This window comes from Cupriavidus phytohabitans, from assembly GCF_017815025.1.
In the GTDB taxonomy this organism is placed as follows: Bacteria; Pseudomonadota; Gammaproteobacteria; order Burkholderiales; family Burkholderiaceae; genus Cupriavidus.
The window spans coordinates 78,344-101,248 of record NZ_JAGIQB010000010.1 but is presented as its reverse complement, the minus strand read 5'-3'; the positions used below and the strand labels follow the sequence as shown (position 1 = coordinate 101,248).

Sequence of the window (22,905 nt, the reverse complement as noted above, 5' to 3'; positions counted from 1 at the left end):
GTCTCCGCAATGCAGTACGGCTGGAATCAGCTTAAGCGCTCGATGGCGGCGGTCAAAGTCTGGCGCGTGTCCCAATAGGACTGCCACGGGTCCGCAACCTGGAAGCTGAGGTACTCGCGCGCATCGCGGATGGTCCACTGTGCGCCACTTTTCAGCTTGCCAAGTTGCTCCCACGACACCGGCATCGAAACCCCGAGCCCCGGCCTGGCCCGCGCCGAGAACGCGGCCACGGTGGTCTGGGAGAAGCCGTTGCGCAGGTAGTCGACGAAAATCCGCCCCTTGCGGTTGGCAGCGCCCGGGCGGGCGGTGAAGCGCCGGGGCAGGGTGGCGGCCAGGTGCTGCACGGCCGCCCGGGAGAATGCCTTGACTTCATCGTACGAGCGGCGCGGCGCCAGCGGCACGACCACGTGCAGGCCCTTGCCGCCACTGGTCTTCAGCCAGGATTGCAGGGCGAGCTCATCGAGCAGCGTGCGTACCAGCATGGCCGCTTCGAGCATCGACTCCCACGGCACGCCTTCGCCGGGGTCGAGATCGAAGATGACCCGGTCGGGGCGGTCGATGTGGCGTGCGGTGGAGTTCCAGGTATGGAACTCGACCACATTCATCTGGGCTGCCGCGACGATGGCTTCGGCCGAGTCGGCCGTCAGCAGCGAGCCGTGGCCGGGCCAGAGCGAGGCCGGGCGTTCGGTCAGCCCGGGCATTGCCGTTTCCGCGTGCTTCTGGAAAAACGTCGGCGCGTCGATGCCTTCCGGCGCGCGCACCAGCGACAGCGGGCGGTCGGCGAGGTGCGGCAGCATCATGCTGGCGACGCTCTCGTAGTAGCGCACCAGTTCGACCTTGGTGATGCCCGTGGCCTTGTCGATGACGCGCTCGGGGTTGGTGACCTTGATGGCGGCCATGCCATGCGGCGTCACGGCGGTCTGGACCGCTTCGCGCCGGATCGACCTGGCAGGCCGGTCGGTGCGCAAGCCCTTGAAGGAGGCATGGCGGACCTGGCCGTCCGGCGTCCAGTCGGAGAACTCGATCTCCGCCACCAGCGTTGGCTTGACCCATCGCGGCACGGCGGGACGGCGACCACCCCAGCGCCGGCTGCCACGCGCCTCGTTGGCGAACGGGCTGTCGTCGACCTGCAATGCCGCCAGCCGCTTATGCAGCTTCGCGGCCATCTCGCTGTCCCAGCCGGTGCCGACGCCGCCGACGTAAAGCAGGTCGCCCTTGTCGCCCTCACCCTTGTCGCCCTCGCCATATACACCCAGGTGCAGCCTGCCGATTTCAGTCTTCGACCCTTCACGGTCAGAGAACCCGCCGATGACGAATTCCTGGCGCAGCTTGCACTTGATCTTCAGCCAGCTCTGCGTGCGCGCGGAAACGTAGGCGGCATCCGCACGCTTGAACATCAGGCCTTCCAGCCCGAGCTGGCACGCCGCCTGGAACATCTGCGCGGCAGGCGCTTCGAAGGCCTCGCTGAAGCGGACCCGGTCACTACCCGTGCCGACCAGCGTGGCCAGCTTTTCCCGGCGCTGCGCCAGCGGCAAGCCGCGCAGGTCGCGGCCTTCCCAGTAAGGCAGGTCGAAGGCAAAGAAGACAATGGCGTCGTGGCGTTGCCCGTCGATGGCATTCTGCAGCGCATTGAAGTCCGGCATGCCGTCGCGCAGCACGACAATCTCGCCATCGAGCCAGCCTTGCGAGATATCGAGCTTCTCGATCTCGGCGGCCAGCGAGCCGAGCTTGCGGGTCCAGTCATGTCCGTTGCGGGTGAACAGCGTCACCCGCGCGTCGTCGATCCTTGCCAGGATGCGGTAGCCGTCGAACTTGGTTTCGATGATCCAGCCGGCGCCGTCCGGCAGCGTGGGCGAAGGCGTTGCAAGCTGCGGGGCCAGCCTGGCCGGGAGCGGCGCGCGCGGCGCGTGCCGGATGGCCTCGGCCGCGTCTGCAACCGGGCCTTGCCCGGATTCGTTCAGGGCGCCCAGTGGCCTGGCGATGACGCTGTCCGGCAGCGCGGCCAGCACGTCGAACTCCGACAATGGCCGCGCCCACGCGTCGCGCTTCTTGAAGAGGATCCACTGTTCCGACTGGTCGCCCGGCCTGGCTATGCGGACCAGCTCCCAGCGGCCGGCCAGCTTCTCGCCGAACAGGTCGAACACCAGCTTGCCGGCTGCCATGCCGTCACGCGCGTCGCCGACCGGCGCCCACGTGCCGCGGTCCCAGACAATGACCGAGCCGGCGCCGTACTGTTGCGGCGGAATCTCGCCTTCGAAATCCGCGTAGTCGAGCGGATGGTCCTCGACATGGATGGCAATGCGCTTTTCGGCAGGATCGTAGCTGGGCCCCTTGGGCACCGCCCAGCTCAGCAGCACGCCGTCCAGTTCGAGCCGGAAATCGTAGTGCAGCCGCCGGGCCCAGTGCTTCTGCACCACGAAACGCAACGGCTGCGCCTTCCCCCTGCGCCGTGTGCCGGCGGGCTCGGGGGTGATGTGGAAATTTCGCTTTTGCTGGTAATCCTGAAGGCTGTCCGGCCGCTCCGCAGCGCGGCGCCTGGCCGTTGTCGCCCTTGGGTTCGTTGCCATAAGACTTCCCGCGCCTCAGCCGCGCCACGAGAGCGCCCGCGATTCAAGTCTAGGGGGTGCCCCGGGAGCGGTGTATCGGGCGGTGTCTTACGCGGGCTGAAGTGCAGTTTTCGGCATCTCCAGCGGCATCTCGATCGACGGCCCGCACCGGCCGCCGCGCCGGAACCTGAGACACGACCTGTTATGGGATAATCTCTGGTTTGCCCAGGGCGCAGCTCAAGAGGTTGTCCGCACGGGCGCGCGCAAGGCCGTTCATCCCGTGGCCCGCAACCTTTCTGGCGACATTCCTTAGCAAAACAATGCCCACATACCGTTCCAAAACCTCCACCGCCGGCCGCAACATGGCGGGGGCCCGCTCGCTGTGGCGTGCCACCGGCATGAAAGACGAAGATTTCAACAAGCCCATCATCGCGGTGGTCAATTCGTTCACCCAGTTCGTGCCCGGGCACGTGCACCTGAAAGACCTGGGCCAGCTGGTCGCGCGCGAGATCGAGGCGGCCGGCGGCGTGGCCAAGGAATTCAACACCATCGCGGTCGATGACGGCATCGCCATGGGCCACGACGGCATGCTGTACTCGCTGCCCAGCCGCGACATCATCGCCGACTCGGTGGAGTACATGGTCAATGCGCACTGCGCCGACGCCATGGTGTGCATCTCCAATTGCGACAAGATCACCCCGGGCATGCTGATGGCCGCGATGCGCCTCAACATCCCGGTGATCTTCGTCTCCGGCGGCCCGATGGAAGCCGGCAAGACGCGCCTGGCCAACCCGGTCACCAAGGCCGTCGAGTTCAAGAAGCTCGACCTGGTCGACGCCATGGTGATCGCCGCCGACAGCGCCTACTCCGACGCCGACGTGGCCGAGGTGGAGCGCTCCGCATGCCCGACCTGCGGCTCGTGCTCGGGCATGTTCACGGCCAACTCCATGAACTGCCTGACCGAGGCGCTGGGCCTGTCGCTGCCGGGCAACGGCACGGTGGTGGCGACCCACGCCGACCGCGAACAACTGTTCAAGCGCGCCGGCAGCCGTATCGTGGAACTGGCACGCCAGTACTACGAGCAGGAAGACGCGCGCGTGCTGCCGCGCTCGGTGGGCTTCAAGGCGTTCGAGAATGCCATGACGCTGGATATCGCCATGGGCGGCTCGACCAACACCATCCTGCACCTGCTGGCGATCGCCCAGGAGGCCGGCATCGACTTCACCATGGACGACATCGACCGCCTCTCGCGCGTCGTGCCGCAGCTGTGCAAGGTCGCGCCCAATACCAACAAGTACCACATCGAAGACGTGCACCGCGCCGGCGGCATCATGGCGATCCTGGGCGAGCTGGAGCGCGCCGGCAGGCTCCATACCGACGTGCCGACGGTCCACGCCCCGTCGCTCAAGGACGCGCTGGAGCAGTGGGATATCGGCCGCACGCAGGACGAAGCGGTCCGCCATTTCTACATGGCCGGCCCCGCCGGCATCCCGACGCAGGTGGCGTTCAGCCAGAACACCCGCTGGCCGAGCCTGGACCTGGACCGTGCCGAGGGCTGCATCCGCTCCTATGAGCATGCTTTCTCGAAGGAAGGCGGCCTGGCCGTGCTGCGGGGCAACATCGCGCTCGACGGCTGCGTGGTGAAGACCGCCGGCGTGGACGAGAGCATCCTGGTGTTCGAGGGCACGGCGCATGTCACCGAGTCGCAGGACGAGGCGGTCGAGAACATCCTGAACGACAAGGTCAAGGCCGGCGACGTGGTGATCGTGCGCTACGAAGGCCCCAAGGGCGGCCCCGGCATGCAGGAAATGCTGTACCCGACCAGCTACATCAAGTCCAAGGGCCTGGGCAAGGCGTGCGCGCTGCTGACCGACGGCCGCTTCTCGGGCGGCACCTCGGGCCTGTCGATCGGCCACTGCTCGCCCGAGGCGGCAGCCGGCGGCGCGATCGGCCTGGTGCGCGACGGCGACAGGATCCGCATCGACATTCCCAACCGCACCATCGACGTGCTGGTGTCCGACGAGGAGCTGGCGCGCCGCCGCGAAGAGCAGGACGCCCGGGGCTGGAAGCCGGTCAAGGCGCGTCCGCGCAAGGTGTCGGCCGCGCTGAAGGCCTATGCCAAGCTGGTCATGTCGGCCGACAAGGGCGCCGTGCGCGACCTGTCGCTGCTGGACGACTGACGCCGCGGATTTCGCGCCGGCGGGAAGGGCCGCTCTCCGGAGCGGCTTTTTTTCGCCCTGTTTTTTGTATCGGCGTATCTGGCAATCCGCACCCGGATACACAGCGATACAAGAGGGCGGGGTGCCCGACACATTGCGCTTGCGAGCGCCTCCTAGACTGGTGGCTGGTTCGATCACCCGATAGGAGAGAAGGATGTCAAACACCATCGACCTGCCGCGCCGCGGCTTCCTCGGTGCTGCCGCGCTGACGCTCGCCGCCGCGCACGCCGGCCTGGCACAAGCCGCCCGTCCCGAGGCCGGCTTGCCCAAGACCGCGCCGTTGCCGTCGACCACGCCAGGCACCCATACGAAGTTCGCGGCGCTCCGCCAGGTCAATGCCGGCGTGCTCAACGTCGGCTATGCTGAAGCCGGGCCGGCCGACGGGCCCGTCGCGCTGCTGCTGCACGGCTGGCCGTATGACATCCACAGCTTCGTCGACGTGGCGCCGTTGCTGGCGGCACGCGGCTATCGCGTGATCATTCCCTATCTGCGCGGCTTCGGTTCGACTACCTTCCTGTCGTCCGCCACGATGCGCAACGGACAGCCATCGGCCATCGCGGCCGACATGATCGCGCTGATGGATGCGCTGCGCATCCCGACCGCCGTGGTCGCCGGCTTCGACTGGGGCGCGCGCACCGCCGATATCATGGCGGTGCTGTGGCCGGACCGTTGCCGGGCACTGGTCTCGGTCAGCGGCTACCTGATCGGCAACCAGGCCGCCGGCAAGAAGCCGCTGCCGCCCGAGGCGGAACTGCAATGGTGGTACCAGTTCTATTTCGCCACCGACCGTGGCCAGGCCGGCTACCAGCAATACACGCACCAGTTCGCCAAACTGATCTGGAAACTGGCGTCGCCGAAGTGGGAGTTCGACGATGCCACCTTCCATCGCAGCGCCGTCGCGTTCGACAATCCCGACCACGTGGCGATCACCATCCACAACTACCGCTGGCGACAGGGCCTCGCCGCCGGCGAGTCGCGCTTCGACGAGTTCGAAAAACGCCTTGCCACCGCGCCGACGATCAGCGTGCCCACCATCACCATCGAAGCCGACGCGAACGGCGCGCCGCACCCGGCGCCCAGTTCGTATGCGAGCAAGTTCACCGGGCGCTACGAGCACCGCCAGCTCAGCGGCAAGATCGGCCACAACCCGCCGCAAGAGGCGCCGGTGGCGTTTGCGCAGGCGGTATTGGACGTCGACAGCCGCTGATGCCCGAGGTGATGCCGGAAAGCTCGCGGCTGCGGCATCCTTGACCGTTTACGCGGGCCGGAGGCTGCACTACTCTGCACGGATGCGGATTCGCTGCTCGCCTTTGTCTCGTGCCGGGAATGCCATCGTCATCGCGCTGGCGCTGGCATTCGCGCTGTCGGGTTGCGCTACCTTGCCGGCTCCCGCATGCGCGGCCGGAGAACAAGCCGCAATCGCCGAACTGATCTACTTCGGCATGGAAAAGCCCGGCGGAACGGTGTCCGAGGCGGAATGGGACGCCTTTGTGCAAGGCGCCGTGGCATCGCGCTTCCCGGACGGCTTTACGGTCTGGCCGGCGTCCGGCCAATGGCGCGGCGCGGACGGGAAGGCCGTCAGGGAAGCCACGCGCGTGCTCAGCCTGGTGCATGCCCCCGACCAACGCAGCGAGGCGGCGGCACGCGCCATCGCCAGCGAGTACAAGGCCCGCTTCCGGCAGGAAGCGGTGCTCAGGGTGCGCAGCCACGCCTGTATGTCGTTCTAGGACTTTCCTGTCCGTGCCAGCCGCATCCCGATGGTGGACAGCGCGTCCTTGTACAAGGAATGCCACTGATCCGAGGGCGCCTCTCGCAAGGGATGCCAGAAAAACCTGAACACGTGGCCGTCATCATCGGCCGTGCGATGCTCCCAGGTGTCCGGCAGCGGCTGCGATGGCTCGCAGAGATGCAGCGACCATACCTGTTGTTCGTCACCGGATTCCCACAACCCCAGGTCGGCAGTCACCACGCCAGAAATGCCGGACTCCTCGCGCAACTCGCGCACGGCGGCATCTGCCGGAGGTTCCCCCGGCTCGATCGTCCCTTTGACGATCTGGAATCCGGAGAGGGGGTGCTCGAACGCCAGGATCTCGAGACCGTTCTGCGTGCGTCTCAAAACAATCGGACAGGCTTTGGTCGGCTTCATCTGGAAATCCTTGTAGAGAATTCGTGCGAACTGCAGCAGCCCTCGCGGTTGCGCTCTTCCGGTTGGACCGCAGGAAGATGGGAAGAATCCGGGCCTCCAGTGGCCTCGCAGGCACCGCGCCTGCCGGGTCACGCAGCGCCGTTCGATGGCCACTGTTCGATGGATCGATACAGCGCCGGCTGGTCAGGGCATCGGCATTGTTGTTCATGCAACTGTAACAAGCCACGGGTAACGTAGCGTCCGTCCATCACCGGATACCAAAGGGCGCTTCGCCCGGCCAGCGCCACCATACAGGGCGCTGACGGCGCGTACGCCTGCCAGCCTCATCGGGCTGCGCCGAAGCAACGGACCCATCGAATTCAACCGGCTGCGCCGCGGGCACGCCTTGTCCGCATCCCTGAACGTTTCGACTCCACCAACATGAAGACGCGCCTGATCGCCGCGGCCCTGCTGGCCGCCACGGCGAGCCCTGCTTTCGCCCTGAATATCCTGCTGACCAACGACGACGGCCTGACCAGCAACCTGAAGGCGTTGTACGACGCCCTCAAGGGCGCGGGCCACAACGTCATCGTCAGCGTTCCCTGCACAGGCCAGAGCGGCCGCGGTGCCGGCATCGTGATGTACAGCACCACGGTCATCGTGCCGGACAACGACAAGACCCAGGTAGATGCCGAAGGGGGCTGCCACAACGGTGCCGCGGCCACCGGCGAGCCGGCGGTAGGGCCCTTCACCAAGCCGGGCTACACCAACGGCGACTACAACTACGCGCACGGAACGCCGGTCATGGCGACGATGTACGGCCTCGATGTCCTGGCGCCGGCCCGCTGGGGCAAGGCGCCGGACCTGGTGCTGTCCGGCCCCAACGAAGGGCAGAACGTCGGCCGCATCGTGAACAGCTCGGGTACCGTCAGCAATGCGCAGTTCGCGGCGTCGCGCGGCATTCCCTCCATTGCGCTGAGCGCCGGCACGGATTCGGTCGACAACGCCGGCCTGGCGAGCCCGGTCTCGGGCGTGGTGGCGCAGCTGACCATCAAGCTCGTCAACACGCTGCGTGCCAGGGCAAACGGCGGCCCGCTGCTGCCGGCGGGCCTGGCGCTGAACGTGAATTTCCCGAATGCCCCGACCGCGGCCACGCCGTTCGCCTTCTCGCGGCATGGCACCTACGACGCCTATGCGCTGAAGTTCAACGGTACCGCGCCGTACGGACTCGGCCTCGGCGCCGGCGGCGGCACGCCGACGGCGGCGCAGGCCGAAGATGAATCGGTGGTCTACAAGACCAAGGTGGCCGTGACGGCCATGCAGGTCGGCTTCGACCAGCGCACGGCGGGCCAGCAATGGCTGCGCCTGCGTCTCGGTGAACTGTTCGGCCAGTGAGGCGTGCCGCGATGAAACGCCATATTTCAGCTTTCCCCCTGTTGGCGCTGCTGGCGCTTGCCGCATGCGGTGGCGACGATGCGCCGGGCACGACCAGCCCGGGCATCTCCGCCAGCCTGTCGGTCACGGACCTGGAGCCCGGCGCTTACGTGGTCAGCGTTGGCGATGCCGACAATCCCACGGTCGGCAAGTACTATGCCGCCACCGACGGCAGCCGTTTCCTTGCGCTCGCCGACGCGGACGACAAGGCCACCGCAATCTACCGCCGCGACAAGAACGCTGGCTGGGTGGCTGCGCCTGGCGCGCAGGCCGGCGCCAGCGTCACGCTGCTGCGGCACGATGCAGTGCCGGCGGCGGCCATCGAACCCGGCACGGTGGCTGGCAGCTTTACGGCTGCCTTGCCTGCCGGCGGCTCGGCAGTGTTCTCGGTCACGGCGGAAGGCAAGATCGTTGCCGGCGCGTCGGCGTGCCAGCTGTCGGGCTCGGTGGCCGCGCATGCCATGCCGAATACGCTGGCCCTGAAGCTGTCGACCTCGGCCTGCAGCGGACTGCCCGCCAGCGCCACTGGCGTGCTGGCAGTCGACAGCGACTACGCGCCCGCCGCGTTCCGCCTGCTGGCGGATGACGGCAGCCGCGTGGTCGACCTGTGGGCCTATCGCGACTGACCGCACAACCCGGCGGTATGGCGTGCCGCATCCCGATGCGGCACGCCGCCTATCCGATCGGCGGCGCGTCCGGCGTCGGCGAAAAGTGGTGCTGAAGGATCTGCCACACGCCCGCGCGCCTGACCAGCACCCAGGTGGTGCGCAGTTGCGAGGCCGTCTCGCGGCCATCCGCCAGCACAAAGCGAAAGTCGGCATGTCCTTGCGCCAGCATTGTGTCGGCATCAAGCTCCACTACGCTCTGGCCGGACAGGGACATCGATGCCGAGCGCAGCGTTTCCGCATAAGAGGCAAAGTACGCCAGGATCGCATCCCGGCCCACGGCATGGCCGGGGCGGCCGCCGAAGAACAGCGCTTCGGGGGCGTACAGCGCCGCCAGCGCAGGGGCATCCCACTGCTGTGCCGCGGCGTTCCAGCGGCGCGCTACGTCCTGCAACGCGGCCTGCGGGTTCATGCTGGCAGAAAGATCATCAGTCATGGTGGCTATGCATTCCTGTAAAGCGTCGTTTCAATGTACGGGACACTAGGGCCAGAACCGCCGACAACAGCATTGCTGCGTAGATCCGGGTCTTCATGCATCTCCTCCGTTGTGGTCTTGTGTGGGCGGAGTCTGGAGATGCCGCGCGGGCGCGTCAAAGCGCATACCGCAACTGTGCCGTGCAATGAAGAATCCCGCTGGCGCCATTTCAAAGTACGGCACAAGCCGGCCATGCCGGTTGACTGCCACCGGCCCTGCGGCCTTCATCCTGAGGGCTTGTGTCGCCGGGCTCCGCAGTCAGTCCCGCAGCATCTGGGAGCGGGCTATGTCATGGCGGCGAACGGGGCGTTCGGAAATTGCAGAGGCAGGAATTCTCGCGGGCGGCGATGATAGTCATCGTCACAGACCGCTTTCCGGGCCATCATGCGCGTCCATCTGCAATCCCCCATGCATATCAGCCTGCAGCGGCTGCTGCTGGCATTCCCGCTGTCGGTCGCGACCACGCAGGGGCGGGTGGTGGTCAGGCGGCGCGGCTACGAACGCGTGCTGCTGCCCGGCCAGGAGATTGCGGTGGCAGCGTTCGAAGCCGTCGACATGCACCTCGACGGCAGTGGCGCGCAGCCCGCCGCATGCCATCTCGAACTGCACGGCGTGATGCCAGCGGCGGCGCAGGCGGCGCTGCATCACCGCATCTGCAAGCGGGTATTCCTGCAACCGCAATACGCCTGGAGCGCCGCGTTCATCGCCGAACGGCTCGACATGTCCACGGCGCAGGTGCGCCGCACGCTGTTCGCGCAAGCCACCGCGCTGACCGACCTGTGCCGGACACAGCGGCTGATGCGGGTGCTGTTCGAAATCATGTCGGGGCACGTGGCGACGGCCGACCTGGCGCGCTTTGCCGGCTGGCCCGCCAATAGCGACCTTCACTGTGCTTTCTATGACCGCTTTGGCCTGTCCATGGATGCGGCGCGCCGTCTCGCGCTGCACCGCGCCCCGGAAAGGCAGCGTTCGGTAGCGTGAGCCGCGCGTCGCGCGTTTTCCGCGCCGCATTTCCCCGCCGAGGCGGGCCGGCATTTTCGAAGCACGGAACACCGCGGGGCCTGCGTTGACTGGCAGGCGCGCGGCGGCCACGATCGTTTCCAGCATGGCAGTGAAGTCAACATGGAAACGCACAAGATGTCCAAGGTGCATGAAGGCATCCACGTCCTCGATTCCGCGCCCTCAAGGGATTTCCAGCCATATTTGCCGGCCCTGCGGACAAGCCACCGACGCTGGGCGATATTCGCCCCGGCGGTGCGGCATTCGCACCGGCATCGTGTACGGGCGCCACCATTGCGCGATAATCCCGTAATACGCTAGGGAACGATGTGATGCGCTTTGATCTGGTCGATCTGAAACTGTTTACGCATATTGCCGAGGCCCAGAGCCTGACCGGCGGCGCGCAGCGTTCCCACCTGTCGCTGGCCGCGGCCAGTACCCGCATCAAGAACCTGGAGGAGTACGTCGGGGTCAAGCTGCTGAGCCGCAGCAGCCAGGGCGTGAAGGTCACCGGGGCCGGCGAAACCTTGCTGGCCCACGCGCGCCGCGTGATCCGCCAGTTGGAGCAGCTCAGCGGCGATTTGCAGGAGTACGTGGCCGGCGTGAAGGGCCATGTGCGCGTCTTTGCCAACACCACGGCGATGAGCGAGTTCCTGCCCGCGGTGCTGCGCACCTACCTCGTCAACAATCCCGACGTGACCATCGACATGCAGGAGCGGCTCAGCCCGGACATCGTGCGTGCGGTGCAGGAGGGGATGGTCGATATCGGCATCATCGCCGGCAATGTGCGCACCGAAGGACTCGAGGTCATGCCCTACCGGCGCGACCGGCTGGTGCTTGCCACGGCACTCAGCCATCCGCTGGCCGAGCGCGACACCGTGGATTTCATCGATACGCTCGACTACGACTTTATCGGCCTGCCGGAAGCCAGCGCCATCCACAACTTCCTCAAGCGTGCCGCGGCAGACCTGCAGCGCGAGCTGCGCTGGCGGGTCCAGGTCAGCAATTTCGAGACTGCCTGCCGCATGATCGAGGCCAATGTCGGTCTCGGCGTGCTGCCCGAAAGCACGGCCGCGCGGCACGCCGGCACGATGGCGCTGCGCATCGTCCAGCTCAACGACGAATGGGCCGAGCGCAAGCTGCAGGTGTGCGTGGCGGATGTTGGCGCGTTGCCGCTGTTCGCACGCAAGCTGGTCGACCTTCTGGTCGAGGACGGCCTCGGGCGGCAGGACTGATCGCTCCCGCGCCGCCGCTACCGCTACTTCTGCTGCGACACCATCTGCCTGAGCTGGTGCTTGAGCAGCTTGCCGCTGGCCGTGGTCGGGATGCTGGCGACACGCAGGATCTTTTCCGGGCGCTTGTACGGCGACAAGCGGTCGACCAGGTATTCGTGCAGCGCCTGCGCATCGAACTTCTCGCCGTCCTTGATCTCGACAAAGGCAATCACTTGCTCGTTGCCATCCGCGGCCGGCTGGCCCACCACGGCCGACACGCGCACCGACGGATGGGTGTTGATTACCGATTCGACCTCGATCGGATAGACGTTGAAACCCGAGTGGATGATCAGGTCCTTGGTGCGGCCCACGATGAACAGCGCGCCGTCTGGCCCCAGCCGGCCCAGGTCGCCGGTATTGAGCCAGCCGCCGGGACGCAGCGCCTCGGCGGTCAGTCCCGGTGCGCGGTAATAGCCGCGCATGACTCCGGGGCCCCTGACCCACAGCTCGCCGGGCTCGCCGGCCGGCACCGGCTGGCCGTCGGCCCCGACCACCTGCAGTTCGGCGCCTTCGACGATCTCGCCCGCCGAGCAATCGCCGCGCGGCCGGTCCATGCGCGTGACGAACAGCGAGCCCGCGTACTCGGTCATGCCATAGCCATGGTGCAGCGGCTGGCCGAACATCGCCTCGACTTCCTGCTTGAGCGTCGGGTCGAGCGGCCCGCCGCCGGTGTACAGGTAGCGCAGCCTGGGTGACGGCGCCAGCGGCACGTCGCTGGCGCGCACATGCGCGAGGATGCGGCTGAACATGGTCGGCACGCCCTGCAGCAGCGTGATTGCCCCTTGCCGGATCGCCGCGGTGACGTCCGCCGCGTTGAAGCGCGCGCTCAGGTAAAGGCTGGCGCCGGCCTGGAAGGTCGAAACCAGCAGCGTGCCCAGCCCGAAGACATGCGACATCGGCATGACAGCGTAGGCGCAGTCATCCGGCTGCATGCGGCGCGATGCCACCGTGACGCGGGCAAAGTGCAGCAGGCCGCGGTGCGTCACCATCACGCCCTTGGGCTGCCCGGTGGTGCCGGAGGTATAGATCAGTGCGGCGACCTCGCGTGCCAGGGCTTCCGGCTCGCGTTCGCTGGCACTGTCGGCGGCGCTGGCCATCAACGGGCCGAGGCCGGCCGGCGCGATTTCGCGGGCACGGTAGCGCACGCCGTGCCGCAGCGCGTCGGGCGATGCGGCGTGGGTAAACAGCATCAGGCGCGGCTCGCAGTGCGAGCGGATCACCTCGATCTCGCGCTCCGACAGGCGCGCGTTGACCACCACCGGCCATGCGCCCAGTTCGGACAAGGCGAACACCAGCGTGATCACGGCGAGGCAGTTCTCGGCCACGACCAGCACCCGGTCGCCGGTGCCGACCCCCTGCGCCTGCAGCCAGGCCTGGGCGTCCCCGATGCCCTGCCACAGCTGCCCGAAGTTCACGATGCGGCCATCTTCGAAGACGGCTGCGCGGTCAGGGGCCTCGGTGGCCCAGTGGCGGGGGATGTCGCTGATCCGTTGGAAAGTAGCTCGGTCCGGGGGCATCGCGCGGAAAGTCCTTGTGCGGGGTAGAAAGCCGTCCGGCAGACCGGACGACGCCAGTGTATGTGCGCGGCTGGTGCGCTGCAATCGCGGATCGGCAAAGGCCGCTTTCGAGCTTGCCGAAAGCGCGCGTATCAGGCCAGCTGCTGTTCCAGCCACTGCGGCACGAACGCCGCGGCGCGCATGGCAGCTGGCGGCCGCCGGGCACCGGACCGCGCCAGCGCGTGCAGCGACAGGCCGAACCAGTCGTAGAACGCGGCTTCGAGGTCGCTGCCCGGCGACCAGCCAATGCGGCGCTTCAGTGTCTCGGTGCCGGGGTTGTCATGCAACACCTCGAACAAGGCCCGCATCAGCCGCTGCGTGCGGCACAGCTCGGTCAGCGCTGCGCCTTCCGAGAACAGCGTGCGCCGGACCTGCGTGGGCGAGGCGCGCAGCAGGTCGGCGATAAAGGCCGCGCTCCATGTGTGCTGCGGCTGCATGAACACCCGCTGCGACAGGCGGTGGTGCAGCGACGCACCGGGCGCGCCGCCCGGCCGCAGCCGCATTTCGAGGCTGCAGCAGGCCGGCTGCATCGCGCCGCCGTCGAGGTACAGGTCGACCGTTTCGAACGGCGCCACCACCAGGGGCTGGCCGGGTACGACCACGCGCTCGAAGCCGCGGCGCCGCACCAGGGTCTTGCCTTGCGTCGCAGCGATCACCAGCGGGAACGCCGGCAGCAGCCGCGACACATGCGTATGCGAGAAAGCCTGGAGTTCGATGCGCATGGTCTTCCGGCAGGCTCCGTGGTATCGACTTACACCACGCCTTTGGAGCGCAGCGCGTCCACCTGCTCCGCATCGAGGTTCAGGTAGTCGCGCAGCACTTCCTCGGTGTGCTGGCCCAGCGCCGGCGGGGCATAGCGCAGCGTGGGCGGGGTCTCCGACAGGCGCAGCGGGCTGGCGGCAGTCACTACCCGGTTGACGCTCTGGCCGGCGGGCGGCTGCGCGCCCGGATAGCGCGACTGTTCGATGCGCAGGCCGCGTGACTGCACATGCGGGTCGGCATACGCCTGGGCGATATTGTTGATCGGGCCGCACGGCACCGAATTGGCTTCGAGCAGCGCGACCCATTCGGCGGTGGTGCGCGTGCGCGTCAGTTCCATCATCATCGCGATCAGCACCTTGCGATTGTTGACACGGCCGGTGTTGGTGGCATAGCGCTCGTCGCGTGCCCAGTCCACCCCCGCGGCCTCGCAGAAGCGCGCGAACTGGCCATCATTGCCGATTGCCAGCAGCATGTTGCCGTCGGCGGTGGGGAAGTCCTGGTAGGGCACCACGCTAGGGTGGATATTGCCCTGGCGGCGGGGCACGTCCTCGGCATTGAGGAAGCCCGCGCCCTGGTTGGCCAGCACCGCCATCGCCACGTCCAGCAGCGCGATGTCGATATGCTGGCCGCGGCCGGTATAGTGGCGTGCTTCCAGCGCGCTCAGGATCGCGGTGGTCGCGTACATGCCGGTAAACAGATCGATCACCGCGACGCCCACCTTCATCGGGCCGCCGCCGGGTTCGCTGTCGGCATGGCCGGTGATGCTCATCAGGCCGCTCATGGCCTGGATCAGCAGGTCATAGCCGGGGCGGGCGGCATACGGGCCGGTATGGCCGAAGCCCGTCACCGAGCAATAGACCAGGCGCGGATTGATCGCGCTCAGGCTCGCGTAGTCCAGCCCATAGCGCTTGAGGCCGCCGGTCTTGAAGTTCTCCACCACGACATCGCTGTGGCGGGCCAGTTCGCGGATCAGCGCCTGGCCTTCGGGCTTCGACATGTCCACGGTAACCGAGCGCTTGTTGCGGTTGGCCGCGGTGAAATAGCTGGCCTGCCGCGTGGGCACGCCATCCTCGCCTGACAGGAACGGAGGGCCCCAGTGGCGGGTATCGTCGCCTTCGCCGGGCTTTTCGATCTTGATGACGTCGGCGCCCATGTCCGCCAGGTTCTGGGTGGACCACGGCCCGGCCAGCACGCGCGACAGGTCGAGCACGCGCAGGTGGCTCAGCGCGCCCGTGCGCGGCGAAGGGGGCGGCAGGTCGGGAAGGGAATTGGCGGCGGAATCGGTCATGGATTTCGTGGCGGTTGCTTCTTGGCTGCCCGTCCCGCGGGACAGGCAGCATGGGGGCATCTCGGCGGCTCGGCCCTCAGGCGCCGCGCGCCTCGCGGATCATGTTGCGGGCGATGATGACCTGCTGGATCTGCGTGGTGCCTTCATACAGGCGGAACAGGCGCACGTCGCGATAGAAGCGTTCGATGCCGAACTCGGAAATATAGCCGGAACCGCCGAGAATCTGAACCGCGCGGTCGGCCACGCGGCCCACCATCTCGGTGGCGAACATCTTGCAGCAAGAGGCTTCGGTGGAAACGTTCCTGCCCTCGTCGCGGCGGCGCGCGGCGTCGATCACCATGCATTCGGCGGCGTAGAGTTCGGCCTGGCTGTCGGCCAGCATGGCCTGGATCAGCTGGAACTCGCAGATCGGCTGGCCGAACTGCTGGCGCTCCAGCGCGTAGTTGAGCGCGTCGCGCAGCACGCGTTTGGCCACGCCAACGCTGACCGCCGAGATGTGGAGCCGGCCCTTGTCCAGCACCTTCATCGCGGTCTTGAAGCCCTGGCCTTCCTTCAGGCCGATCAGGTTGGCCGCCGGCACGCGCACGTTCTCGAAGATCACGTCGCAGGTATGCGCGCCTTTCTGGCCCATCTTGACGTCGCGCTTGCCGAAGCTGATGCCCGGCGTCTTCGCGTCGACGATGAAGGCCGAGACCCCGGCCGATCCCTTGATGTCCGGATTGGTCCGGGCCATCAGCGTAAACATCCCGGCCTGCGGCGCGTTGGTGATAAAGCGCTTGGTGCCGTTGACCACGTAGTGGTCGCCGTCCCTGATGGCGGTGGTGCGCAGCGAGCCCGCATCCGAGCCGGCATCCGGCTCGGTCAGCGCGAACGAGGCCAGGATCTCGCCGGTGGCAAGGCGCGGCAGCCACGCCTGCTGCTGCTCGGGCGTGCCGTCCATCAGGATGCCCTGCGAGCCGATGCCGACGGTGGTGCCCAGCAGCGAGCGGAACGCCGGCGAGGTCTGGCACAGCTCCATGACCACGCGGGCTTCTTCCTCCATGGTCAGTTCCAGGCCGCCGAAGCGCTCGGGGATGGTCATGCCGAACAGGCCCATCTCGCGCATGTCCTGCACGATGTCCTGCGGGATCTCATCGGTTTCGGCAACCAGTGCCTCGGCGGGCATCAGGCGCTCGCGCACGAAGCGCCGCACGCTGTCGAGCAGTGCTTCCAGGGTGTCGCTGTCGCGGATCATTTCGAGTTTTCCTCAGTATTTGCCACCGTTGGTCTGCCACCGTCGGTCTGCCACCGTCGTTCCCGCGCAGGCGGGAACCCAGTGACGTTGCAAGACACTGGATCCCGGCCTGCGCAGGGATGGCGGTTCGACGACGGTGCAGGTGACGATCAGCAGCGCTCGAACACCGCGGCGATCCCCTGGCCGCCGCCGATGCACATGGTTTCCAGGCCATAGCGGCCGCCACGACGCTGCAGTTCGTTCAGCAATGTCGCCAGGATGCGCACGCCGGTGGCGCCGATCGGGTGGCCCAGCGAGATGCCCGAGCCGTTGACGTTGAGCTTCTGCTCGATCGCGTCCTGGTCGTTCCATTCCCAGCCCTTCAGCACGGCCAGCACCTGGCAGGCAAAGGCTTCGTTCAGCTCCACCAGGTCCATCTGGTCCAGCGTCAGGTTCAGGCGCTTGAGCAGCTTCTTCACCGCCGGCACCGGGCCGATGCCCATGTGCGAAGGCTCGCAGCCCGCCGCGGCCCAGCCCACCAGCGTTGCCATCGGGGTCAGGCCAAGCTCGGCCAGCTTGTCTTCGGCCACGATCAGGCAGGCGGCCGAGGCATCGTTCTGCTGGCTGGCGTTGCCGGCGGTGACGGTGCCGTTGGGCATCAGCGCGCGCAGCTTGCCCAGGCTCTCCATCGAGGTGCCGGGACGGAAGCCCTCGTCACGCGCGAACGTGACCGGGTCGCCCTTGCGCTGCGGCACCTGCACCGGCACGATCTCGGCGTCGAAGCGGCCGGATTCCCACGCCGCCGCGGCGCGTTCGTGGCTGCGCACCGAGAAGGCATCGGCCTGCTCGCGCGTAATGCCGTAGTCGCGCGCCAGGTTCTCGGCGGTCTCGATCATCCCGGAGATCTTGCCGAAGCGCTCGACCGGCTGTGAACGCTCGCGGCCGCGGTCGAGGCGGTCGTAGAACTTCACGTTACCCGAGCGCGAGCCCCAGCGCATGTCAGTGGTGTAGTACTCGATATTGCTCATGCTCTCGACGCCGCCGGCGATGACCACGTCGGCCGCACCGCTCTGTACCATCATCGAGGCCGTGACGATGGCCTGCAGGCCGCCGCCGCAGCGGCGGTCGAGCTGCATGCCCGGCACTTCGACCGGCAAGCCGGCCTGCAGCGCGGCCCAGCGGCCCACGCAGGGCACTTCGCTGTTGGCGTAGGACTGGGCAAAGACCACGTCATCGATGCGGGCGGGGTCGATGCCGCTGCGTTCGACGACGGCGCGCACGGTGGTGGCGGCCAGTTCCTCGACGGACACGGGGCGCAGGCTGCCGCCGAAGGTGCCGACGGGAGTACGGAGGGGGGTGACGATTGCGGCTCGGCGCATGGAAGTCTCCTTGGAAATTCTGTCAGGTAGCGAAGCAGGCGGCGGGTCAGGCCGCGCCCGTGGTGGCAACAAAAACCGCGCCGCACTGGCGCAGCAGGGCGTGGGCCTGGCGCTCCAGGTCCTCGCGGTGTTCGGGGGCGGCGATGTCCAGCATGCGGCGCACGCGTTGCGACAGGGTCTGGCCGCGCAGGTCGGCGACGCCGTGTTCGGTGACGATCAGGCCGGCATCCGAGCGCGGCGTGCTGACCGGGCCGGACAACTGCGCCACGATGCGGCTCGCGCCCTTGGCGGTCGCGGGCAGGGCGACGATGGGCAGGCCACCGCGGCTGCGCGCGGCGCCGCGCAGGAAATCCACCGCGCCGCCAACCGCGCCGACATAGACGCCCGCCGCCACTTCGGCATTTACCTGTCCGGTCAGGTCGACCTCGATCGCCGAATTGATCGCCGTGAGCTTGTCGAGGCTGGCCAGCACCTCGGGATGATGCGTGTAGCTGGTTTCGCGCAGCTGCAGCGTTGGATTGCGGTGGGCCCAACGCCGCAGGCGCTCGCTGCCCATCAGGATGCCGCCGATGCCGATGCCGGTATCGATGCTCTTGCGCGCGTTGGTCAGCACGCCGGCCTCGGCCAGCGCGGCAATGCCGTCACCGACCGCGCCGCTGTGCAGGCCCAGGTCGCGGCGGTCGTGCAGCGCGGCCACCACGGCCTCCGGCAGGTTGCCGATGCCCATCTGCAGCGTGGCGCCATCCTCGACCCGGCCGGCGATATGGCGGGCGATCGCCTGTTCCGCCGGGCCGGGGGCGCTGCGATCCAGGCTGATCGGCGCATGCACGGCATCGACCAGCAGGTCGATCTGGTCGGCGGTGAGGTGGCGGCTGCCATAGGTCCATGGCACCTCCGGGTTCACCTCGGCGATGATCACGCGGGCCCGGTCGAGCGCCGCGGGAATGTACTCATGCACCAGGCCCATGCTGTAGCGGCCTTCCTCGTCGGGCGGCGACACCTGCACCAGCACCACGTCGGCGCGCAGCGCGCCCTGGCGGATCAGCCCGGGCAGGTGCGAGTAGTGGCTGGGCACGATGTCCAGCACGCCAGCCTTGGCGAGCTGGCGGTGCGGGCCGCTGGCGGCATAGCCGAAGAAATCGATCACGTCGGTCTGCGCCGGCTGCAGCGTGTCGGACTGGCCGATGCCGACAAACACGCTAAGCCGCCCGCCGCGGGCGAGCGCGTGGCGATGCTCGACCAGCGCGCGCGTCAGCGTCAGCGGCTCGGCGGTGGCCTGGCCCCACCAGACATGGTCGCCGGGGCGCACCAATGCCCGCAGCGCGGCGGCGAGGTCGTTGTTAGGCACGGTAGCGGGATGCATGGGTGGGCAACAGGATCAGGCGATCTCGGCCCAGCCGTGGCTGAGCACGACCTTGTCGCGTTCGGCGACGCGGGCGCGCACCTGGAAGTGGTTGGCGTTTTCCTGTGTGCGCCAGATCTCGGTGAGCAGCGTCTCGCCGGGGAACACCGGCGCGGTGAAGCGGATATCCAGCGCCCGCAGGCGTGCCGGATCGTGGTCCGCGCACTGGCGCACCAGTGCATGCGCGACCAGCCCGTAGCTGGCCAGGCCGTGCAGGATCGGACGCTCGAAGCCCGCCGCCTTCGCGACGGCCGGGTCGGCATGCAGCGGGTTGAAGTCGCCCATCAGGCGATACAGCAGCGCGGCTTCGGGGCGGATTGCCTGTGTGTCGGTGAAGTCCGGCGCGCGGTCTTCGGGGGTCGGGCGCAGCGCGGGCAACGGATCGTCGCTGGGCTGGCCGCCGTCGCGCTGGCTGTAGCCGCCGTCGCCGCGCAGGAAACTGACCTGCTGCACCGTCGCCAGCAGCTCGCCGTCCGCCGTTTCGAGGCGGCGTTCGGTCACCATGATCGCGCCCTTGCCTTCACCCTTGTCGGTCAGGTGCGTGATGCGGTTATGGCCGACGATGTCGGCGCTGGCCGGCAGCGGACGGTGCAGGCGCATGCGCTGCTCACCGTGCAGCAGCCTGACCCAGTCGATGCCGGTATCGGCCTCGCGCGCCCAGAAGCCGGGATAGCCCAGCACCACCGCCTGCGAGGGCAACGTGCGCAGCCCGCACGCGGCGCCCTCGAACACGAAGGGCAGGGCGGCCGCGTCCAGCGGATCATTGCCCAGCCCCAGGCTGAGTGCGTACAGCATGGTGTCGCGCTCGGTATAGCGTTGGCGTACGGGGGCGAACGGTCGCTGCTTGAGGTGCTGGTAGCTCACTGCCATGTGCGGGTTCCTAGGTCTTCATCAGGAGATAGCCGTGAGGATGTGGCCAAAGTGGGTTTTGCGCTATTTGACAATGCCAATGGCCGGCTTTGGCGATTGCGAAAACGGCACCTCCAGGGCTCCGGATGCCGGCCTTAAGCGCCGTGGAAGGCGCGCTTTCGCAATGGCTGATTGCCCGGGGTGGCGATCGCAGCGACTATTGCGGCCAAGACAGCCTCGGTCGCCATGGGCCACCCCGTGGGACCGAAGCGCCGCAAACTCCGTCAGCCCAAGCCAACGACGCGCCATGATCGAACAGACCCAATCGAACAACTACCAAGAAATCCGCGATGCCGTGCGCGCGCTTTGCGCCGAATTCCCGGATGAGTACTTCCGCAAAGTCGACGAGCAGCGCGCCTACCCGGAGGCCTTCGTCAACGCACTGACCGCGGCAGGCTGGCTGGCCGCGCTGATCCCGCAGGAATACGGCGGTTCCGGCCTGGGCCTGACCGAAGCCTCGGTGATCATGGAAGAGATCAACCGCAGCGGCGGCAACTCCGGCGCCTGCCACGGCCAGATGTACAACATGGGCACGCTGCTGCGCCACGGCTCCCAGGCCCAGAAGGAAAAGTACCTGCCGAAGATCGCCTCGGGCGAGTGGCGCCTGCAGTCGATGGGCGTGACCGAACCCACCACCGGCACCGACACCACCAAGATCAAGACCTCGGCGGTCAAGAAGGACGGCCGCTACGTGGTCAACGGCCAGAAGGTGTGGATCAGCCGCGTGCAGCACAGCGACTTCATGATCCTGCTGGCGCGCACCACCGCGCTGGCCGACGTGAAGAAGAAGAGCGAAGGCATGTCCATCTTCATGGTGGACCTGCACGAAGCGCAGAAGAAGGGCCTGACCGTGCGGCCGATCCCGAACATGGTCAACCACGAGACCAACGAGCTGTTCTTCGAAGACCTGGAAATCCCCGAGGAAAACCTGATCGGCGAAGAAGGCAAGGGCTTCAAGTACATCCTCGACGGCCTCAACGCCGAGCGCACGCTGATCGCCGCCGAATGCATCGGCGACGGCTACTGGTTCATGGACCGCGTCACCAAGTACGTCAGCGAGCGCGAGGTCTTCGGCCGCCCCATCGGCCAGAACCAGGGCGTGCAGTTCCCGATCGCCGAGTCCTTCATCGAGCTGGAAGCCGCCAACCTGATGCGCTGGAAGGCCTGCGAGCTGTTCGACAAGCACGAGCCGATGGGCGCGCAGGCCAACATGGCCAAGTACCTGGCGGCCAAGGCCAGCTGGGAAGCTGGCAACGCCTGCCTGCAGTTCCACGGCGGCTTCGGCTTTGCCTGCGAATACGACGTCGAGCGCAAGTTCCGCGAGACGCGCCTGTACCAGGTCGCGCCGATCTCGACCAACCTGATCTACTCGTACGTCGCGGAACACATCCTCGGCCTGCCGCGCTCGTTCTGAGCGGGCAGGGCGGCAATCGATGCCGCTTCGGGCCGGCGCGCTTGTGCGCCGGCTTTTTGCATTCCGGCGCGGAGTGCTCGACGGGCTGCACCCCGCGGGAAACTTCCTGGTTCACCCGCCCGCGAAAAAAAAGACCACGCTCCGACATCGGGGCGTGGCCAGAATGCCGACCCTCCCTCTGGCCGGCGGGGGAATTTATTGTTCTGGCACCAGGACAGATTTCGCCCTCCAATGAAGGCGGCTTGGCCCGGCCGATGCCAGGGCGGCGGGCGCGTCTTGCGTATCTCTGTTCGCGTCACCATTGAACGCTGTCGAGGTGGTGCGTCTCTGTGCGGCCCCTGACAAAGGCGCGACAAGAAAAAGAAACGCGAGGTGCGCCGCCGTTCAGTCCGCCAGCAGGGCATGCATGGCCGGGGGCTTGCGCGACCGCCGCCGTCTTACCCCTGCTGCGCGAACATCGTCACGATGATCGCGCCCATCTCATGCCGGCGCGCGGCGGACATCCGCGACGCAGTCGAGACGATGCTGATGGCCGCATCCGCGCCCATCGCCAGTGGCAGGGCGTAGCCCACGCCGGCCACGCCCTCCGCACCCGCGAGCGCGTAGCCCAGCTTGCGGCTGCGCTCGACGCCGCGCAACAGCTTGAGCAGGCTCAGGCCGCCCGCCTCGTACTCGGCGCGGTGCCGTTCGTAGTGCGCGCGGACGGCGTCATTGTCCATTTTGGCCAGCAGCGCCATGCTGCCGGTGCCCTGGCCCAGCAGGCGCGAGGTGCCCGTCAGCATGTGGAAGGTCTTGATGCGATGGCTGCCTTCCTCGGTATTCAGGCAATGGCCGTGGTCGCCTATGCGCACGATCAGGAAAACCGCGTCGCCGGTCAGGCGCGCCAGTGCCTTCATCTTGGTGACGAGGGCGCTGTTGGGCGGCGGCCGGTTCATCGCACGCAGCCCGAGCGCCATCGCCGCGGTGCCGAGGTGATAGCGCTTGCCAGCCGATTCGCGCTCGATATACGCGCCGGCTTCCAGGAAGCGCGCCATGCGGTGCGCGGTGGTGCGGTCGATACCGGCCAACGTGGCCAGGTCTGGCAGCGCCAGCCCGGCGTCATGGTGTTCGGCCAGCAGTTGCAGCAGGGTGAAGGCGCGCGCCAGGCTCTGGACGCCGCCGGGGGCGGAGGATTTGGTGGGCATGGCCGGATGTGTCGGCGGAGCGCCGGAAGACACTCCCTGGGTGGGCAACTTGTGCACATTA

At 67.6% G+C, this 22,905-nt stretch carries 19 protein-coding genes; 8 read left to right on the top strand and 11 right to left on the bottom strand.

Annotation, left to right across the window (positions count from 1 at the left end):
• Nucleotides 1–26 precede the first annotated feature (26 nt).
• Nucleotides 27–2,567, bottom strand: a complete 2,541-nt coding sequence (gene ligD, locus J8I34_RS09315; protein WP_029048299.1) for a DNA ligase D — start codon at nucleotides 2,565–2,567, stop codon at nucleotides 27–29.
• 299 nt (nucleotides 2,568–2,866) lie between these two features.
• Here ligD and ilvD point away from each other — a divergent pair, with 299 nt between their 5' ends.
• The 3 genes from ilvD (at nucleotide 2,867) to J8I34_RS09300 (ending at nucleotide 6,492) form a co-directional block, all read left to right on the top strand.
• A complete protein-coding gene (gene ilvD / locus J8I34_RS09310; protein WP_209805891.1) occupies nucleotides 2,867–4,726 on the top strand; it encodes a dihydroxy-acid dehydratase in 1,860 nt (619 codons plus the stop codon).
• A 193-nt stretch (nucleotides 4,727–4,919) separates the two neighbouring features.
• On the top strand, nucleotides 4,920–5,972 hold the full coding sequence (locus tag J8I34_RS09305; protein ID WP_209805890.1) for an alpha/beta fold hydrolase: 1,053 nt from the start codon (nucleotides 4,920–4,922) through the stop codon (nucleotides 5,970–5,972).
• Between the two features lie 103 nt (nucleotides 5,973–6,075).
• A complete protein-coding gene (locus J8I34_RS09300) occupies nucleotides 6,076–6,492 on the top strand; it encodes a DUF3574 domain-containing protein (RefSeq protein ID WP_209805889.1) in 417 nt (138 codons plus the stop codon).
• Here J8I34_RS09300 and J8I34_RS09295 read toward each other — a convergent pair.
• Nucleotides 6,489–6,911 carry an NUDIX hydrolase gene (locus J8I34_RS09295; protein ID WP_209768777.1) on the bottom strand — a complete coding sequence of 141 codons (423 nt, stop codon included), beginning with the start codon at nucleotides 6,909–6,911 and terminating at the stop codon, nucleotides 6,489–6,491. The two genes, J8I34_RS09300 and J8I34_RS09295, sit on opposite strands and share 4 nt — an antisense overlap.
• 420 nt (nucleotides 6,912–7,331) lie before the next feature.
• Here J8I34_RS09295 and J8I34_RS09290 point away from each other — a divergent pair, with 420 nt between their 5' ends.
• On the top strand, nucleotides 7,332–8,285 hold the full coding sequence (locus J8I34_RS09290) for a 5'/3'-nucleotidase SurE (protein WP_209805888.1): 954 nt from the start codon (nucleotides 7,332–7,334) through the stop codon (nucleotides 8,283–8,285).
• Nucleotides 8,286–8,296: 11 nt separating this feature from the next.
• Complete coding sequence (locus J8I34_RS09285; protein WP_209805887.1) at nucleotides 8,297–8,950, top strand: hypothetical protein; 654 nt, start codon at nucleotides 8,297–8,299, stop codon at nucleotides 8,948–8,950.
• Nucleotides 8,951–8,999: 49 nt separating this feature from the next.
• Here the strand turns inward: J8I34_RS09285 and J8I34_RS09280 are convergent, their stop codons facing one another.
• Nucleotides 9,000–9,425: a YybH family protein gene (locus J8I34_RS09280; RefSeq protein ID WP_245175854.1), complete on the bottom strand. Its 426-nt coding sequence runs from the start codon at nucleotides 9,423–9,425 to the stop codon at nucleotides 9,000–9,002.
• A gap of 447 nt (nucleotides 9,426–9,872) precedes the next feature.
• Between J8I34_RS09280 and J8I34_RS09275 the strand changes: the two genes are divergently transcribed.
• Together J8I34_RS09275 and J8I34_RS09270 are read left to right on the top strand one after the other, a co-directional pair.
• Complete coding sequence (locus J8I34_RS09275; RefSeq protein WP_245175853.1) at nucleotides 9,873–10,445, top strand: AraC family transcriptional regulator; 573 nt, start codon at nucleotides 9,873–9,875, stop codon at nucleotides 10,443–10,445.
• A 350-nt stretch (nucleotides 10,446–10,795) separates the two neighbouring features.
• Nucleotides 10,796–11,698 carry a LysR family transcriptional regulator gene (locus tag J8I34_RS09270; protein ID WP_029048291.1) on the top strand — a complete coding sequence of 301 codons (903 nt, stop codon included), beginning with the start codon at nucleotides 10,796–10,798 and terminating at the stop codon, nucleotides 11,696–11,698.
• Between the two features lie 23 nt (nucleotides 11,699–11,721).
• Here the strand turns inward: J8I34_RS09270 and J8I34_RS09265 are convergent, their stop codons facing one another.
• The 7 genes from J8I34_RS09265 to J8I34_RS09235 all read right to left on the bottom strand — a co-directional run bounded on the left by J8I34_RS09265 (nucleotide 11,722) and on the right by J8I34_RS09235 (nucleotide 20,207).
• Entirely contained in the window at nucleotides 11,722–13,254 is a 1,533-nt protein-coding gene (locus J8I34_RS09265) for a class I adenylate-forming enzyme family protein (RefSeq protein WP_209805885.1), read from the bottom strand.
• 131 nt (nucleotides 13,255–13,385) lie between these two features.
• A complete protein-coding gene (locus tag J8I34_RS09260) occupies nucleotides 13,386–14,015 on the bottom strand; it encodes an AraC family transcriptional regulator (RefSeq protein WP_209768794.1) in 630 nt (209 codons plus the stop codon).
• Nucleotides 14,016–14,044: 29 nt separating this feature from the next.
• Nucleotides 14,045–15,343, bottom strand: coding sequence for a CaiB/BaiF CoA transferase family protein (locus tag J8I34_RS09255; protein WP_209805884.1), 1,299 nt, complete (start codon nucleotides 15,341–15,343; stop codon nucleotides 14,045–14,047).
• 76 nt (nucleotides 15,344–15,419) lie between these two features.
• Complete coding sequence (locus J8I34_RS09250; protein ID WP_209805883.1) at nucleotides 15,420–16,577, bottom strand: acyl-CoA dehydrogenase family protein; 1,158 nt, start codon at nucleotides 16,575–16,577, stop codon at nucleotides 15,420–15,422.
• A gap of 149 nt (nucleotides 16,578–16,726) precedes the next feature.
• Nucleotides 16,727–17,935 (bottom strand): acetyl-CoA C-acetyltransferase, encoded by a 1,209-nt coding sequence (locus J8I34_RS09245; RefSeq protein ID WP_209805882.1) that lies wholly within the window; start codon nucleotides 17,933–17,935, stop codon nucleotides 16,727–16,729.
• 46 nt (nucleotides 17,936–17,981) lie between these two features.
• Nucleotides 17,982–19,283 carry an acetyl-CoA hydrolase/transferase family protein gene (locus J8I34_RS09240; RefSeq protein ID WP_371748053.1) on the bottom strand — a complete coding sequence of 434 codons (1,302 nt, stop codon included), beginning with the start codon at nucleotides 19,281–19,283 and terminating at the stop codon, nucleotides 17,982–17,984.
• A 30-nt stretch (nucleotides 19,284–19,313) separates the two neighbouring features.
• Nucleotides 19,314–20,207, bottom strand: coding sequence for a MaoC/PaaZ C-terminal domain-containing protein (locus tag J8I34_RS09235; RefSeq protein WP_209805880.1), 894 nt, complete (start codon nucleotides 20,205–20,207; stop codon nucleotides 19,314–19,316).
• Between the two features lie 286 nt (nucleotides 20,208–20,493).
• Here J8I34_RS09235 and J8I34_RS09230 point away from each other — a divergent pair, with 286 nt between their 5' ends.
• On the top strand, nucleotides 20,494–21,660 hold the full coding sequence (locus J8I34_RS09230; protein WP_029048285.1) for an acyl-CoA dehydrogenase family protein: 1,167 nt from the start codon (nucleotides 20,494–20,496) through the stop codon (nucleotides 21,658–21,660).
• A 437-nt stretch (nucleotides 21,661–22,097) separates the two neighbouring features.
• Here J8I34_RS09230 and J8I34_RS09225 read toward each other — a convergent pair whose 3' ends face one another.
• On the bottom strand, nucleotides 22,098–22,844 hold the full coding sequence (locus tag J8I34_RS09225) for an IclR family transcriptional regulator (RefSeq protein ID WP_209805879.1): 747 nt from the start codon (nucleotides 22,842–22,844) through the stop codon (nucleotides 22,098–22,100).
• Nucleotides 22,845–22,905 lie beyond the last annotated feature (61 nt).

Excerpts from the sequence above, each read along its gene's own strand:
- J8I34_RS09285 (WP_209805887.1), top strand. The coding sequence starts at position 8,297 with ATGAAACGCCATATTTCAGCTTTCCCCCTGTTGGCGCTGCTGGCGCTT.
- J8I34_RS09295 (WP_209768777.1), bottom strand. The coding sequence starts at position 6,911 with ATGAAGCCGACCAAAGCCTGTCCGATTGTTTTGAGACGCACGCAGAAC.
- J8I34_RS09275 (WP_245175853.1), top strand. The coding sequence starts at position 9,873 with ATGCATATCAGCCTGCAGCGGCTGCTGCTGGCATTCCCGCTGTCGGTC.
- J8I34_RS09265 (WP_209805885.1), bottom strand. The coding sequence starts at position 13,254 with ATGCCCCCGGACCGAGCTACTTTCCAACGGATCAGCGACATCCCCCGC.
- ilvD (WP_209805891.1), top strand. The coding sequence starts at position 2,867 with ATGCCCACATACCGTTCCAAAACCTCCACCGCCGGCCGCAACATGGCG.
- J8I34_RS09255 (WP_209805884.1), bottom strand. The coding sequence starts at position 15,343 with ATGACCGATTCCGCCGCCAATTCCCTTCCCGACCTGCCGCCCCCTTCG.
- J8I34_RS09280 (WP_245175854.1), bottom strand. The coding sequence starts at position 9,425 with ATGACTGATGATCTTTCTGCCAGCATGAACCCGCAGGCCGCGTTGCAG.
- J8I34_RS09245 (WP_209805882.1), bottom strand. The coding sequence starts at position 17,935 with ATGCGCCGAGCCGCAATCGTCACCCCCCTCCGTACTCCCGTCGGCACC.
- J8I34_RS09235 (WP_209805880.1), bottom strand. The coding sequence starts at position 20,207 with ATGGCAGTGAGCTACCAGCACCTCAAGCAGCGACCGTTCGCCCCCGTA.
- ligD (WP_029048299.1), bottom strand. The coding sequence starts at position 2,567 with ATGGCAACGAACCCAAGGGCGACAACGGCCAGGCGCCGCGCTGCGGAG.
- J8I34_RS09290 (WP_209805888.1), top strand. The coding sequence starts at position 7,332 with ATGAAGACGCGCCTGATCGCCGCGGCCCTGCTGGCCGCCACGGCGAGC.
- J8I34_RS09250 (WP_209805883.1), bottom strand. The coding sequence starts at position 16,577 with ATGATCCGCGACAGCGACACCCTGGAAGCACTGCTCGACAGCGTGCGG.
- J8I34_RS09260 (WP_209768794.1), bottom strand. The coding sequence starts at position 14,015 with ATGCGCATCGAACTCCAGGCTTTCTCGCATACGCATGTGTCGCGGCTG.
- J8I34_RS09305 (WP_209805890.1), top strand. The coding sequence starts at position 4,920 with ATGTCAAACACCATCGACCTGCCGCGCCGCGGCTTCCTCGGTGCTGCC.
- J8I34_RS09270 (WP_029048291.1), top strand. The coding sequence starts at position 10,796 with ATGCGCTTTGATCTGGTCGATCTGAAACTGTTTACGCATATTGCCGAG.
- J8I34_RS09230 (WP_029048285.1), top strand. The coding sequence starts at position 20,494 with ATGATCGAACAGACCCAATCGAACAACTACCAAGAAATCCGCGATGCC.
- J8I34_RS09225 (WP_209805879.1), bottom strand. The coding sequence starts at position 22,844 with ATGCCCACCAAATCCTCCGCCCCCGGCGGCGTCCAGAGCCTGGCGCGC.